This is a genomic window from Kluyvera sp. Awk 3, assembly GCF_028069715.1.
GTDB lineage: Bacteria > Pseudomonadota > Gammaproteobacteria > Enterobacterales > Enterobacteriaceae > Kluyvera > Kluyvera georgiana_A.
Genome location: NZ_JANEWH010000047.1, coordinates 20,074 through 34,031, shown reverse-complemented (window position 1 = coordinate 34,031; position 13,958 = coordinate 20,074). Strand labels below are relative to the sequence as shown.

At 53.6% G+C, this 13,958-nt stretch carries 15 protein-coding genes; 11 read left to right on the top strand and 4 right to left on the bottom strand.

Going from position 1 to position 13,958, the window contains the following annotated elements; all coding sequences use genetic code 11:
* Nucleotides 1–117: 117 nt before the first annotated feature.
* The 10 genes from NNN71_RS11845 to panD all read left to right on the top strand — a co-directional run bounded on the left by NNN71_RS11845 (nt 118) and on the right by panD (nt 9,544).
* A complete protein-coding gene (locus NNN71_RS11845; protein ID WP_163448019.1) occupies nt 118–723 on the top strand; it encodes a fimbrial protein in 606 nt (201 codons plus the stop codon).
* 81 nt (nt 724–804) lie between these two features.
* Complete coding sequence (locus NNN71_RS11840) at nt 805–1,545, top strand: fimbrial chaperone (protein ID WP_442910514.1); 741 nt, start codon at nt 805–807, stop codon at nt 1,543–1,545.
* Nucleotides 1,546–1,580: 35 nt separating this feature from the next.
* Complete coding sequence (locus tag NNN71_RS11835; RefSeq protein ID WP_271458554.1) at nt 1,581–4,178, top strand: outer membrane usher protein; 2,598 nt, start codon at nt 1,581–1,583, stop codon at nt 4,176–4,178.
* Nucleotides 4,179–4,193: 15 nt separating this feature from the next.
* Nucleotides 4,194–4,763, top strand: a complete 570-nt coding sequence (locus NNN71_RS11830; protein ID WP_271458553.1) for a fimbrial protein — start codon at nt 4,194–4,196, stop codon at nt 4,761–4,763.
* Between the two features lie 14 nt (nt 4,764–4,777).
* Nucleotides 4,778–5,362 carry a fimbrial protein gene (locus tag NNN71_RS11825; RefSeq protein WP_271458552.1) on the top strand — a complete coding sequence of 195 codons (585 nt, stop codon included), beginning with the start codon at nt 4,778–4,780 and terminating at the stop codon, nt 5,360–5,362.
* Nucleotides 5,363–5,366: 4 nt separating this feature from the next.
* On the top strand, nt 5,367–5,942 hold the full coding sequence (locus NNN71_RS11820; RefSeq protein WP_271458551.1) for a fimbrial-like protein: 576 nt from the start codon (nt 5,367–5,369) through the stop codon (nt 5,940–5,942).
* 18 nt (nt 5,943–5,960) lie between these two features.
* Nucleotides 5,961–7,202 carry a fimbrial protein gene (locus NNN71_RS11815; RefSeq protein WP_271458550.1) on the top strand — a complete coding sequence of 414 codons (1,242 nt, stop codon included), beginning with the start codon at nt 5,961–5,963 and terminating at the stop codon, nt 7,200–7,202.
* A gap of 123 nt (nt 7,203–7,325) precedes the next feature.
* Nucleotides 7,326–8,120 (top strand): 3-methyl-2-oxobutanoate hydroxymethyltransferase, encoded by a 795-nt coding sequence (panB, locus tag NNN71_RS11810; RefSeq protein WP_167576746.1) that lies wholly within the window; start codon nt 7,326–7,328, stop codon nt 8,118–8,120.
* A gap of 11 nt (nt 8,121–8,131) precedes the next feature.
* On the top strand, nt 8,132–8,980 hold the full coding sequence (gene panC / locus NNN71_RS11805) for a pantoate--beta-alanine ligase (protein WP_271458549.1): 849 nt from the start codon (nt 8,132–8,134) through the stop codon (nt 8,978–8,980).
* A gap of 183 nt (nt 8,981–9,163) precedes the next feature.
* A complete protein-coding gene (gene panD, locus NNN71_RS11800; protein WP_035891933.1) occupies nt 9,164–9,544 on the top strand; it encodes an aspartate 1-decarboxylase in 381 nt (126 codons plus the stop codon).
* A gap of 35 nt (nt 9,545–9,579) precedes the next feature.
* On the opposite strand, the gene NNN71_RS11795 is transcribed toward panD, so the two are convergent.
* The 4 genes from NNN71_RS11795 to NNN71_RS11780 form a co-directional block, all read right to left on the bottom strand.
* Nucleotides 9,580–10,809 carry a polysaccharide deacetylase family protein gene (locus NNN71_RS11795; protein WP_271458548.1) on the bottom strand — a complete coding sequence of 410 codons (1,230 nt, stop codon included), beginning with the start codon at nt 10,807–10,809 and terminating at the stop codon, nt 9,580–9,582.
* A 63-nt stretch (nt 10,810–10,872) separates the two neighbouring features.
* Nucleotides 10,873–11,313, bottom strand: coding sequence for a PTS sugar transporter subunit IIA (locus NNN71_RS11790; RefSeq protein ID WP_271458547.1), 441 nt, complete (start codon nt 11,311–11,313; stop codon nt 10,873–10,875).
* A 111-nt stretch (nt 11,314–11,424) separates the two neighbouring features.
* Nucleotides 11,425–12,195 carry an ABC transporter permease gene (locus tag NNN71_RS11785; RefSeq protein ID WP_271458546.1) on the bottom strand — a complete coding sequence of 257 codons (771 nt, stop codon included), beginning with the start codon at nt 12,193–12,195 and terminating at the stop codon, nt 11,425–11,427.
* Entirely contained in the window at nt 12,192–13,118 is a 927-nt protein-coding gene (locus tag NNN71_RS11780) for an ABC transporter ATP-binding protein (protein WP_163448031.1), read from the bottom strand. Before NNN71_RS11780 ends, NNN71_RS11785 begins: the two co-directional genes overlap by 4 nt.
* 101 nt (nt 13,119–13,219) lie before the next feature.
* On the opposite strand from NNN71_RS11780, the gene can reads away from it, so the two are divergent.
* Nucleotides 13,220–13,882 (top strand): carbonate dehydratase, encoded by a 663-nt coding sequence (gene can / locus NNN71_RS11775; protein ID WP_064547514.1) that lies wholly within the window; start codon nt 13,220–13,222, stop codon nt 13,880–13,882.
* The last annotated feature ends 76 nt before the right edge of the window (nt 13,883–13,958 follow it).

Sequence of the window (13,958 nt, the reverse complement as noted above, 5' to 3'; positions counted from 1 at the left end):
CATGGAAGAGAAACATACACCTTGCTTATTTTACTCAGCGAAATTGAATAACGTATGCTTACCCGGTGAAAAATTTATTTTCACTCACCGTTGATTTATTTAAAAGGACGTTTAATTGTGAACAAAAAATTACTTGTCATCTCCCTGGCATTTTCTGCGGCAACGCTTTCCTCTTCTGCTTTTGCATTAGATGGCGGCCAGATTGACTTCGCCGGTCTGGTTAGCGACAACACCTGCGTGATGAGCGTAAACAACGGCGCTCAGGATGCCCAGATCCAGCTGGAAACCGCTTCCGTTGCTGAAGTGAATAGTGCAGGTTTGGTAAAAGCCAACAGCGTTGGCGCGAAAGCGAAAGCCTTCACCATCAGCGTTGACTGCAGCAAAGCCGGCTTTGAAACCCAGACAAAAGCTAACCTGACCATGACCTCCCAGTTCCGCAGCAACGGCCAGGGTACGCTGAATAACGACGAAAGTATCACTGATGCCGCGAAGGGCGTGAATGTGGCTATCCACGAAGTAAACCCGACGACGGGCACCTACACCATGGTGACCGTTGACGGTAAAGATACCCACACCCAAACCTTTGATACCAGCAAAAAAGCACAGTGGAGCTTCGTCGCTTCGTACGTCGCCCAGACCGATCCAACCGCAACACCGGTTGTCGTGCCGGTCACCGCGGGCTTTGTTAAAACCAACGCGGCCTACACCATTGCCTACAACTAATTCCGTGTTGTTAGTCGTGATATAAGCCTGAAAAAGGAAATGGCCACGGCTATTTCCTTTAATAAATATTAAGGAAAGCATATGACCAGGATGCGTCATCTTACCCACTGTTTACTCTGCGTATTGAGCATGGCCTATTGCACACAGGCCAGCGCCGATATTGTCCTGTCCGGTACCCGAATTATTTATAAAGAATCGCAGAAAGATGCCTCTATTCGTATGGAGAATAAAGGAGAAAGACCGCTGCTGGTACAAAGCTGGCTGGATAACGGTAAAGATAACGAAGATCCCAGCACCATTCAGGTTCCCTTTACCGTGACGCCTCCCGTTTCGCGCATTGACGCCAAACGCGGCCAGACGGTGAAATTTACCTATACCGGCAGTATTGCGCTGCCCAAAGACCGGGAAAGCGTATTTTGGTTTAACGCGCTGGAAATCCCCCCTAAACCCAGCGAAGCCGATGCTAAAGGTAAGAACCTGCTGCAGTTAGCGTTCCGCACGCGCATTAAGCTGTTCTACCGCCCGGAAGGCCTGGCGGAAACATCATCAAAAGCGCCAGAGAAGCTCACCTGGCAGGCCAAAAAAGCCGCGACGGGCGCTGTCGTTCATGTCACTAACCCTACGCCTTATTTTGTCTCTTTCAGTTCCATCGCGCTGGAAAGCGCGGGCAAAAAATATGAAGTCACGGCCACGATGGTTGCGCCGAAAAGCAGCGCCGATTTCCCCATCAAAGGGCTGAACACGCCGCCGTCGCCAGCCAGGCTTGAATACCACGCAATCAGCGATTTTGGCGGTGATATCAGCGGCAACGCCTCTCTGTAATTCATTTGCGGTTTATTCTTTACTGTGGGAAAGCTATGTCACGCGTATCAAAAAAATGCCAGATAACCCGGCTTGCCTGGGCTATCGCCTGCTGCATATTGACCTCCAGCCATTACGCCCGGTCCGAAGAAAACCTGGAGTTCGATCGGACATTCCTGATGGGCACTTCCGCAAACGGTATCGACCTGGATCGTTATGCTAACGGTAACGCGACGCTTCCCGGCACCTATGATGTGGGTGTCAGTGTAAACAATCAAACCGCGGGCAATATGCAACTGACGTTTATTGATATGGGGGATAAACGCAGCGCCAGAGCCTGTATTACACCATCCATGCTGATGCGCCTGCATATTCGCCAGCCGGAATACAAAGGCAACGAAGGCATTCTGCAAAAGCGCGACAGTGATATAGAAAACTGCCTGGACCTGGCCAAACTGATACCGCAGTCGTCAATCGAGTATAACGTCAACGATCAGCTACTGAATATTTCAGTTCCCCAGGCGTGGGAAGAGAAGAGCTATAGCAACTATATCGACCCCTCCTTCTGGGAAGATGGCGTTAACGCAGCGATGTTCTCGTATAACGCCAACGCCTGGCACAATGAATATGCCGATGACTCCGACGATAGCTTCTACTCCGGCCTGAACGCGGGGATCAACCTCGGGGGCTGGCATCTGCGTTCACAGGGCAACTACTCCTGGCGCAACGATGAAGGCGGGTCTTTCGATCTGCAGCACAGCTACGTGCAACATGATATTCCGGCGCTGCGTTCGCAATTTGCCGTGGGCGAACAAGGGACTTCCGGCAATACCTTCGACTCAGTGAGCGTGCGCGGCGTTCGCTTATACAGCGAAACGTTAATGCTGCCGCCAGTCCTGGCCAGCTACTCCCCCAGCGTGCATGGCGTTGCCAGAAGCAACGCGAAAGTCACTATCACGCAAAACAACTATAAAATTTACGAAACCACTGTCCCGCCGGGGCCGTTTGAGCTGACCGATTTTACTCCCGGCGGCTACGGCGCCGATCTGGTGGTCACCATTGAAGAAGCCGACGGCTCTAAACGAACCTTTACCCAGCCCTATTCCTCGCTGGTGCAAATGATGCACCCAGGCGTCGGCAGTTGGGATATGAGCCTCGGTGAAATTCAGCAAGACGATCTGGTCGAAGCGCCGATGCTGGCGCAGGGAACCTTTTATTACGGCTTCAATAACACCTTTACCGGCTATACCGGTTTTCAGATCACCGATAACGACTACTATGCCGGTCTGCTTGGCGTGGGTATGAACACCGTCCTGGGCGCTTTCTCCCTCGATGTGACGCATTCGCAAACCACCATACCCAATATAAAAACCTATACCGGCCAGAGTTACCGTATCTCGTGGAATAAATTCTTCGCGCCAACCAACACCTCGCTGAACATCGCGGCTTATCGCTATACCACCAAAAATTACCTCAGCCTGACTGATGCGATGGAGCTAATCGATAGCGCGAAGCATATGACGCACGATGAATACCAGAACATGAATAGCTATAGCCGACTGAAAGATCAGGTCAATTTGAGTATGAACCAGTCATTACGCGACGGTAAAAATGACTATGGTTCCTTTTACCTGACCGGGACATGGAGCCGCTACTGGGTCACCAATGATAGCCAGAGCAGCTTTTCATTCGGCTACAGCAACAGCTTTAAGTGGGCAAGCTACAGCGTTGGCATTCAACGTTCTTACGATGAGGAAGGCGAGGAAGACGACGCTATCTACCTGACGCTGAACGTCCCTCTCGACAAACTGTTTGGTAAAGAGTCGGGCAGCGGCGGTTTCAACTCGCTGAGCAGCTCGGTGAACAGCGATCTGAAAGGCAACGATCAGTACAACACGACGGTGAACGGCAACAGCAAAGATAATCGCTGGAACTACAGCGTGAACGCGGGCTACAACCGGGTGAATGGCGATCAGAACCTCTCCACCGTCGGCACCTATGCTTCGTATGAGTCGCCATGGGGCACCTATTCCGGTTCCGCCTCGGCCAGCAACGACCAGTCCCGTCAGTACTCGCTGAGCACCGATGGCGGCTTCGTCTTGCACCGCGGCGGGCTAACCTTCTCCGGCGACGGTTTCAATGAAAACGATACGCTGCTGGTGGTGAACGCGCCAGGAGCACAAGGGGCACGAATTGGCTATGGCAGCAACACCGTCGACCGCTTTGGCTATGGCATCTTCAGCTCATTGACGCCTTACCGGGAAAACACCGTCTCGCTGGACATCAGCGAGCTGGATAACGATGTCGAAATGAAGAGCACCAGTACCACCGTTGTTCCCCGCCAGGGCGCGGTGATTTTCAGCACCTTTGAAACTGACCAGCGTCGTTCGGCCATCTTTAACCTCACGCGCAGCGACGGCCAGCCGCTACCTTTCGCCGCCAGCGTCTTTGATACCAAGGGTATATCGCTGGGCGCCGTTGGTCAGGGCGGTCAGGCGTTTGTACGCGGCGTGGAGGATGAAGGCGATATCGTGGTGCGCTGGACGGTGAAAAATCAGCCGCAGAGCTGTAAGGCACATTATCAACTACCGCAAACTGACGCAGACAAAGGGCAGATGCCCATCGTCAACGCCGCCGTTTGTCAAATAGAATAATCTCAGGAGGAGATAATGAGAGCGCCTTCTTACATCCCGGTTTCATTGGTCACGCTGCTCCTTCTGGCCGGCGAACTGCACGCGCAAAACCTGTCGGTCAATTTTGACGCCACGGTGGAAGAAACCACCTGCGCCATGACGATAACGGCGCTGGGAAGCGCGACGGCTAGCGGCAGCGTAGCCGACGGCTACACGCTGAATGTTCCTCAAATGTCCGTGCTGGATATCATCAACCAGACCGCCAATACGGAAGGCAGCTTCAAACTTATGCCCGCCGAATGTAATAACGAAATCGTCAGTATCGTGATGACCATTAGCGGCAACGTTAACTCCGGAAACATCTACTTTATCGATAACGATACCAGCATCAGCGGCTACGCCGAAAACGTCTCGATGGCAATTAAACCAAAAGGCGGCACCGACGGCCAACGCATCAAGCTCAATGGCGCTCAGAGCGTCACATGGACCAGCGATCAAATAACCAACGGAATGGATCTCTCCGTTTCATTCCGTCGCCTGACCACGGCCCCTCCCGTTGCGGGGGTATTTCAGGCTAACGCCACCTTCTCCTTTACCTATCAATAACAAGGACGTTCACGATGCCGCGTATTTTTTCACTGTGTCTGGCGCTGCTGCTCACGTTGAGCGGTCAACTCCTTGCAGCGGGCACCACGCAGCTCACCGTAAAAACGACGATAACCCCCAGTACCTGCACGACGCAGCTATACGATAGCAATAACCGTCCAGCCACGGTGATTGATATTGGCGACGTGTACGTGCCGGAAATCGTCAAAAAAACTAACGTAAAACGCTTTTCACTGGTTTTCAGCGACTGTGAAGGGCTGATTAAATCACAGGCGCTGGTGACGCTCAGCGGGCAGAGCGGCTGCGGCGGAACCGCGGGCAACGGCGCGGGCTTTAAAAACAGCCTGAGCGGCACCGACGCCGCCACCGGCGTGGCGGCGGAAGTCTGGACCACCGCCACGCCAGCGGGCGCGGGTAGCACCCAGCTCAACTGCAATACCAAACCCAAATCTACCGTTGATGTCAGCGAGGCGATAGATGATCAAACCGTTTCCTGGCCACTCAGCACCCGTATCGTCTTTGAGACAGGGAAAAGCATCGTCGACCTTCAGCCTGGCGCGTTTTCAACCCAAACCGTTTTTACCGTCGAGTATGAGTAACACCATGATGAAACGCTTACTTTCGTTGCTTGCTCCGGCGTTATGCGCCATACCGTTGCTCTGCGCGGCCGATACCAGCATGGAGATTAAGGCCAATATCATTAACCCAAGCTGCCAGATTAGTCTCGATAATAATGGCACGGTCGATCTCGGCACCGTAAGTCAGGACTATTTTGCCAACAATGAAACACCGGAAGATTTTCTGGCTGGCGGCAGAACGTTCTATATTGAGGTGAATAACTGCGCTTCCGTGGGCGGCAAAACGCCAATGCAAATCACTTTCCAGTTTGCGCCGCTGTCAGGCAGTTTCTCCCCCTATTCCGGGCAAATATTTGCCAACGAAGACAAAACCGGGCCAGATAACGTGGGGGTGGTGATTTTCTCCACTCACGACGAGCAAAATATCTTTAACGTGCTGAACACCGACGGCACGCCGCGCAGCGTTTATAACGTCACCCAAGCTGATTACACCAACGCAAAATATACGTTTTATGCCCGGATGCAAAAGGTGGTGGCTTCCCGCTCCGTTACCGGGGGAAAAATCAAATCCAGCGTGCTGGTTTCTGTCTATTACGAATAATAAGAGGGTCATAAGGAAATGTATAATCCCCACCAGCTTAATAAACTGAAAGCGGTTGCCTTCATCTGTTTGAGCCTGTTGGCCACTGACGCCATATCGGCAGATGGTGCGAAAACATATATCGTTGGAAACAAGGCGCACGTTGGTTCCTATGACCGGGAAGGGCCGAATGGCGACGGTTCTCGTACGCTGAAATATTCTCTTTCGGGAAACCAGACGCTGGTGTTTTACAAGTCCGCCACGCTTCAGCCAAGCAATGTTGTATTAAGCTTGAATTCAGACACCGCCAACTCGGGTACCGGTATGCTTTATTGCACCACCAATAATGGCGCCACGGGCGCAGACCTTGTGGTAGAGAATAACTTTGTTGATTCCGGATTAACCTACGGCGGTCATAAACTGCTCAAAACGAACATCACCGGTCTGTATTTTACATTCAGGATTCATAACCCTGGTTCGTGGGGAATCTCATTCGCGCCAGCAGAATTATATGTGGGCGATCAGCCGACGCAAACAATGACACGAACCAAAACCACAACCGGTTGCGCTGATGACTCGTTAATAAATGGATATATGCCCATCGGTGGCATCACCGGCACCGCCTACATCGACTTCTATAACGATGCCAGCTTTGATCCACAAAGTAGTGAGTCGATTTCATTGCTCAGCAATGGGTCATATTCTTACCGCTTTCATAACCCTAATCCTGGCCCTGATATTTTGTCTTACTACATTGATGTTATCGCTTCTACCGATAACGTAAAGATTTCACTGCCAACCTGCTCGGCCGCCGTACTCAGTGGCGATACCGTCAAAGGAACAACGGTTTCGATGGGTTCCTATAGCCCAAACGAGATAATCAACGGCGCCACCCCGGTGCCGTTTAGTATCGAACTCAGCGGCTGTAGCCGGGTGCGCAATATTGCCGTCAAACTGATCGCCGGAACCACCGGCAAAGATCCCACATTATTGGGAAATACCCTGATATCAGGAAAAGCCGATGGCGTGGGGCTGCAAATTAAAGGGCTGGCTAATAGCGTCAGTGATGAAATGGTGCTGATTCCGAACGACGATACCTCGGTTTATCAGGACTACGAAGAGCAAACCGACACCTCAACCGGTATCGCGGGTTCCGGAGGAAGTATTGTCACCACCACCCAGAGCCTGAAATTTAACGCGACAATGAAGCGCGACAGTAATGAGAAAATACTGTCCGGCAAATTTTACGCCACCGGCGTATTTTCTATCACCTACCCTTGACCTTTGAACGGCAAATCCTGGTGTCTCTCGCCGCCGGGATTTGCCCATAAAGGGCTAACACTCTCCCTCCTCTTCCCCTACAATGCGGCCAATCTATTTGTTTTTATGATGGCCGGAGAGGTTATGAGCAAACCCACTACTATCGCCCTGCTGCAGAAATGCAAACAGGAAAAAAAGCGCTTCGCGACGATTACCGCCTACGACTATAGCTTTGCCAAACTGTTCGCCGATGAAGGCATCAACGTGATGCTGGTCGGTGATTCGCTGGGCATGACCGTGCAGGGGCACGACTCCACCCTGCCGGTAACCGTTGAAGACATCGCCTACCACACCCGCGCGGTACGCCGCGGCGCGCCGAACTGCCTGCTGCTGTCCGATCTGCCGTTTATGGCCTACGCCACGCCGGAACTGGCGTTTGAGCACTCTGCTACGGTGATGCGCGCCGGTGCCAACATGGTCAAAATCGAAGGCGGCGCATGGCTGGTGGATACCGTGAAAATGCTCACCGACCGCGCCGTACCGGTCTGCGGCCATCTGGGGCTGACGCCGCAGTCGGTCAATATTTTTGGCGGCTACAAGGTACAGGGCCGCGGCGACGCAGGCCAGGTGCTGCTGGACGACGCGCTGGCGCTGGAAGCGGCAGGGGCACAGCTGCTGGTGCTGGAGTGCGTGCCGGTTGAGCTGGCGAAACGCGTGACCGAAGCGCTGTCGATTCCGGTGATTGGTATTGGCGCGGGTAACGTCACCGACGGGCAGATCCTGGTGATGCACGACGCGTTCGGCATCACCGGCGGCCATATTCCGAAATTCGCCAAAAATTTCCTTAGCACGGCGGGCGACATGCGCGCCGCAGTGCGGCAGTATATTGCTGAAGTGGAGTCCGGCGTTTATCCGGGCGAAGAACACAGTTTCCATTAAGGAGTCAAGGTGTGTTGATTATTGAAACCCTGCCGCTGCTGCGCCAGCATATCCGTCGTCTACGTCAGGAAGGCAAGCATGTCGCACTGGTTCCCACCATGGGCAACCTGCACGATGGCCATATGACGCTGGTTGAAGAAGCGAAAACGCGCGCGGATGTGGTGGTTGTCAGCATCTTCGTCAACCCGATGCAGTTTGACCGCCCTGAAGATCTGGCGCGCTATCCGCGCACGTTACAGGAAGACTGCGAGAAGCTAAACAAGCGTAAGGTTGATTTTGTTTTCGCCCCGTCGGAGAAAGAAATCTATCCGCAGGGACTGGAAGGCCAAACCTATGTTGACGTTCCCGGCCTTTCCACCATGCTGGAAGGCGCCAGCCGTCCAGGCCACTTCCGCGGCGTCTCGACCATCGTCAGCAAGCTGTTTAACCTTATCCAGCCTGACATCGCCTGTTTTGGCGAGAAAGACTTCCAGCAACTGGCGCTGATTCGCAAAATGGTCGCCGACCTGGGCTACGATATCGAGATCGTCGGCGTGCCGATTATCCGTGCTAAAGATGGCCTGGCATTAAGCTCGCGCAACGGCTACCTGACGGCAGAGCAGCGTAAAATCGCCCCGGGTCTGTACAAAGTCATGAGTCGTGTAGCCGAGAAGCTCAAAGCGGGCGAGCGTGAGCTGCCAGAGATCATTGCTCTCGCCGAGCAGGAACTGAACGAGAAAGGCTTCCGCGCCGATGATATTCAGATTCGCGACGCGGATACCCTGCTCGATCTCACTGAGAACAGCAAACGCGCGGTGATCCTGATGGCGGCGTGGCTGGGCCAGGCGCGTCTGATTGATAATCAGAGCGTAGAGCTGTAACGTCGGCGTGAAATCGATATGTAGGCCGGATAAGGCGTTACGCCGTCATCCGGCCTACGCAAAATCGTAAGCAGGCTTAATCGCATATGGACACCCGTCAGAAATCGGGCAATACTGCCTGCGAAATTTCTCAAGGCAGTCAGAAGACTGCTTTGTATCCGTTAAGAATTAAAGGTAGACGCTATGATTCGCACTATGCTGCAGGGCAAACTTCACCGCGTTAAAGTGACGCATGCAGACCTGCACTACGAAGGTTCCTGCGCCATTGACCAGGACTTCCTCGACGCAGCCGGTATCCTGGAAAACGAAGCCATTGATATCTGGAACGTGAACAACGGCAAGCGCTTCTCCACCTATGCCATTGCGGCGGAACGCGGCTCGAAAATTATCTCCGTCAACGGTGCGGCTGCGCACAACGCTGACGTCGGCGACATCGTCATCATCGCCAGCTTCGTGACCATGAGCGACGAAGAAGCGCGTACCTGGCGTCCGAACGTGGCCTATTTCGAAGGCGACAACGAAATGAAGCGCACCGCCAAAGCGATTCCGGTTCAGGTTGCCTGATCCTCTCTGGCGCGCCGCTCACGCGGGGCGCCAGCTTATCCCTGCGGTTGGTTACTGATTAGCCGCGACATAGTCTCCAGCGAATCCGTCCGCAGAATATACAGCCTTTTGAGCAACATCGGGTTATCCCCCGGCTTCACCTTCCCTTTCACCGTCGTCACCGCCAGCTGAAAACCGGCATCTTTCGCCGCCTTCACCGCCGTCGCGTTATACCCGCCAAACGGGTATGAAAGGAACAACACGTGCGGGTTAAACTGTGCCAGAGCCCGGCGTGAACGTTCAAAATCAAACAGAATATTGTGGTAGCTGCGGCTGAGCAGTATGGGCCGTCGATAACCGTCGACACGATGCAGAAAATGCGTGTGCGACTGGAAATCAAAGACGTCCTTAATCTCCTCCAGCTCGGAAACACTCATAAACTGCAGCGACTTCGGCGCCCACTTCTGTGGGTGGCGCTTAATGCGTGATGAGATGATAAACGCGGTGGCCTTAAAGCCGTACTGCTTGAGTATCGGGTAGGCATAGCGGCTCACCGACTTCAGACCATCGTCAAAGGTAATAACCACCGCGCGCCCCGGCAGATTCGCGCGGTTATGCACATAGTCATCCAGCTGATACATCGTCAGCGTGGTATAGCCCATATCGCGCAGCCAGGTCATCTGGTTACTAAAGGCGCGTACCGACGTGGTGGTGGAGGTGTGACGAAAGCGGGTGTTCTCTTCATCGCGCAGAATATGGTGATAGGTGATGACCGGAATACCGTTATCAACCTGCGCATCAAGCGCGCTGATATAGGCCAGGCGTTCACCGATACGGATCTGGTACCAGGTCTGATTCAGCCGATCTTTGAGTTTATTGACCACCGGATAGCGCAGGTTCTCTGCCAGGGTACCGAACGGCGCGCTCCCCACATCCGGCGCGTTATATACCGGTGTATCTTTCCAGGTGATCACATTCTGATTACTGAGCGGCTTGTTCAGATCTCCCAGTCCATCTTCCACGCGCTGCCGCCCCTGCACGGGCTCAAGGTGACCTTTGTCGATAAATCCTTTCCCGAAGCCAAAGCTAAAGGTGTAGTAATCTTCGGCGCCCGGCTCAATGGCAATAATCTGCCCGGCGCGCAGGTTACCGACAGTCTGGGTTTTATTGCCAATGCGCGCCCAGACCGTCGCGTCCTCAGTGGTTTGCATATAACGGGCAGGCAAAGCGGCGCTCACGCCACCAGCGATGAAGAGCAGAAGAAAAACAACCGAGCGTATAGCCATGAGCAATAACCGAAGCGGGAACCGACTTCGCTATTGTAACAAAAGCGCGATCAATACCAATGTTTAAGGCTTATACAAATCATGGAGCAGTATAAATGGCGGATTTTTTTGCTGTTGGTGCCACAGGCTCGTCACTCCGGGCGTTCCCAGCTCAACAATACGGTTGCGGAAGTCGCTACTGCTGAGCGAATCCCTCAGAGAAACCATTCTCTCAATCAATGAATACTGAATCCCCGCGATCACCTCACAGCCGCTGTGCTTATGGCTCATTAGCGAAGCAACGCGATAAGGCGCGGACCCGGCATTGTCGGTCAGAAAAATGACGCCGTCGCCGGAGTCGGTTTGATGAAGCGCGTCACACATCATCCGGCTCAGCATATTGGCGCTTAATCCACGCCAGTAATTTACCGCCCGGCATTGCGGTAGCGGCCCAAACTTTTTTTCCAGACGATCCAGCAGTTCCTGTGCGCGATCGTCATGGCAGGAAATCACCCAACCTAACATAGCTTGCCTCCTTAGCAGGCAAGTAGTTTAGCGGAGTGATTGATAAAGAGGGGTGATGACTGTCAAAGAATACTTCCCGGCAGACGCTGTCTGCCGGGAAATTACGCACAATCAGCTGCGCAGACCGCGCCCGCGCTGAATGAGATACCAGCACAGTATGTAGAAGGCGATGATAAACACCACCAGCACGCCAAAGGTGGTCACCAGCGGCACGTCGTTAATGCCGAGGAAACCGTAGCGGAAGCCGCTGATCATATAGACGATCGGGTTCAGGTGCGACAGCCCCTGCCAGAACGGCGGCAGCAGCGTCAGCGAATAGAACACGCCGCCGAGATAGGTCAGCGGCGTCAGCACGAAGGTCGGGATCAGGCTGATATCATCAAAAGTTTTCGCAAACACCGCGTTCAGCAAACCGGCCAGCGAGAACAGAATCGCCGTCAGGATCAATGTCAGAGCCACAAAGACCCAGGAGTGCACCTGGAACGGTACGAAGAACAGCGAAACCGCCGTCACCAGGATGCCCACACACAGACCACGAGCGACCCCACCGCCAACAAAACCGGCGATGATCACGTGCGTCGGCACCGGCGCAACCAGCAGCTCTTCGATATTGCGCTGGAACTTAGCGCTGAAGAACGACGACGCCACGTTGGCATAAGCGTTGGTAATAACCGCCATCATAATCAAGCCCGGCACGATAAACTGCATGTAGGTAAAGCCGTGCATTTCACCGATACGCGAACCGATCAGGTTGCCGAAGATAATAAAGTACAGCGTCATGGTGATAACCGGCGGCACCAGCGTCTGCACCCAGATACGCATAAAGCGATGGATCTCTTTCGCCCAGATGCTTTTCAGCGCGACCCAATAAAGCTGCATCATGCGCGATCTCCTTGTTTTTCATGAACCAGCGAAACAAACAGCTCTTCCAGACGGTTCGCTTTGTTACGCATACTCAGCACCTGAATGCCCTGGGCGCTCAGCTGGCTGAAGACGCTGTTAATCCCCTGCTCGCGCAGTACTTCCACTTCCAGCGTTGAGGTATCGACCAGGTTGTACTGATAACCTTCAAGCTTCGGCAGCGGGCTTTTCGGCGCCAGATCGAGAATAAAGGTTTCCGATTTCAGCTTGGAAAGCAGCGCCTTCATCGAGGTGTTTTCCACCAGCTCGCCGCGCTGAATAATGCCGATATTGCGGCACAGCATTTCGGCTTCTTCCAGATAGTGAGTGGTGAGAATAATGGTGGTGCCTTTATCGTTGAGATCCTTGAGGAATCCCCACATTGAACGACGCAGTTCGATATCCACGCCCGCGGTCGGCTCATCGAGGATCAGCAGTTTCGGCTCATGCATCAGCGCACGCGCGATCATCAGACGGCGCTTCATCCCGCCGGAGAGCATTCGCGCGCGTTCGTTGCGTTTTTCCCACAGATCGAGCTGCTTCAGGTATTTTTCGCTGCGAATAACCGCTTCTTTACGCTCAACGCCGTAATAACCAGCCTGATTCACCACAATTTGCTGCACGGTTTCAAACGGGTTGAAGTTGAACTCCTGCGGCACCAGCCCGAGCTGACGCTTGGCGTTGACCACGTCTTTTTGCAGGTCGTAGCCAAAGACGCTGACACGCCCGGAAGTTTTATTCACCAGCGAGCTGATGATGCCGATAGTGGTGGATTTACCCGCGCCGTTCGGCCCCAACAGCGCGTAAAAATCTCCGGCTTCCACTTTCAGATCGATCCCACGCAGCGCTTGCACACCGCCCGGATAGGTCTTCGTCAGTTGCTCTAATTCCAGTGCAATGGTCATAGATTTTCGCTTACCTTACATTCCGATACTTGATATTGGGTTTTAATAAATCAGGACTTGCCCTATATTAACCCAACGAAAATTACTGGGTTACCGCTTCCATGAACGACATAGATACACTCATCAGCAACAATGCACTATGGTCAAAGATGCTGATAGAAGAGGATCCCGGTTTTTTTGAGAAACTGTCGCAAGCGCAGAAACCGCGCTTTTTATGGATCGGCTGTTCCGACAGCCGCGTTCCCGCCGAACGTCTCACCGGTCTTGAGCCTGGCGAACTGTTTGTTCACCGTAACGTGGCAAACCTGGTTATCCACACTGACCTCAACTGCCTTTCCGTGGTGCAGTATGCCGTTGATGTACTGGAAGTTGAACACATAATTATCTGCGGCCACTACGGTTGCGGCGGCGTACAGGCGGCGGTAGAGAACCCGGAGCTGGGCTTAATCGACAACTGGCTGCTGCATATCCGCGATATCTGGTTCAAACATAGTTCATTGCTGGGCGAGATGCCGCCGGAACGTCGTCTGGATACGTTATGTGAGCTGAACGTGATGGAACAAGTGTATAACCTGGGGCACTCCACCATCATGCAGTCTGCGTGGAAGCGCGGCCAGAAGGTGATGATTCACGGTTGGGCCTACGGTATTCATGACGGCCTGCTGCGCGATCTCGATGTGACCGCCACCAGCCGCGAAACCCTGGAGCAGCGTTACCGCCACGGGATTTCCAACCTCAAGCTAAAGCATATCAATCATAAGTAGTGCAGGGATTGCCGGGTGGCGGCTAACGCCTTACCCGGCCTACAAGCCTGCGCCGTAGGCCTGATAAGCGAAGCGC

What these genes read in the sequence shown, in the direction of transcription:
- NNN71_RS11840 (WP_442910514.1), top strand. Translation starts at nt 805, where the DNA reads ATGACCAGGATGCGTCATCTTACCCACTGTTTACTCTGCGTATTGAGC.
- NNN71_RS11835 (WP_271458554.1), top strand. Translation starts at nt 1,581, where the DNA reads ATGTCACGCGTATCAAAAAAATGCCAGATAACCCGGCTTGCCTGGGCT.
- NNN71_RS11830 (WP_271458553.1), top strand. Translation starts at nt 4,194, where the DNA reads ATGAGAGCGCCTTCTTACATCCCGGTTTCATTGGTCACGCTGCTCCTT.
- NNN71_RS11825 (WP_271458552.1), top strand. Translation starts at nt 4,778, where the DNA reads ATGCCGCGTATTTTTTCACTGTGTCTGGCGCTGCTGCTCACGTTGAGC.
- NNN71_RS11820 (WP_271458551.1), top strand. Translation starts at nt 5,367, where the DNA reads ATGATGAAACGCTTACTTTCGTTGCTTGCTCCGGCGTTATGCGCCATA.
- NNN71_RS11815 (WP_271458550.1), top strand. Translation starts at nt 5,961, where the DNA reads ATGTATAATCCCCACCAGCTTAATAAACTGAAAGCGGTTGCCTTCATC.
- panB (WP_167576746.1), top strand. Translation starts at nt 7,326, where the DNA reads ATGAGCAAACCCACTACTATCGCCCTGCTGCAGAAATGCAAACAGGAA.
- panD (WP_035891933.1), top strand. Translation starts at nt 9,164, where the DNA reads ATGATTCGCACTATGCTGCAGGGCAAACTTCACCGCGTTAAAGTGACG.
- NNN71_RS11795 (WP_271458548.1), bottom strand. Translation starts at nt 10,809, where the DNA reads ATGGCTATACGCTCGGTTGTTTTTCTTCTGCTCTTCATCGCTGGTGGC.
- NNN71_RS11790 (WP_271458547.1), bottom strand. Translation starts at nt 11,313, where the DNA reads ATGTTAGGTTGGGTGATTTCCTGCCATGACGATCGCGCACAGGAACTG.
- NNN71_RS11785 (WP_271458546.1), bottom strand. Translation starts at nt 12,195, where the DNA reads ATGATGCAGCTTTATTGGGTCGCGCTGAAAAGCATCTGGGCGAAAGAG.
- NNN71_RS11780 (WP_163448031.1), bottom strand. Translation starts at nt 13,118, where the DNA reads ATGACCATTGCACTGGAATTAGAGCAACTGACGAAGACCTATCCGGGC.
- can (WP_064547514.1), top strand. Translation starts at nt 13,220, where the DNA reads ATGAACGACATAGATACACTCATCAGCAACAATGCACTATGGTCAAAG.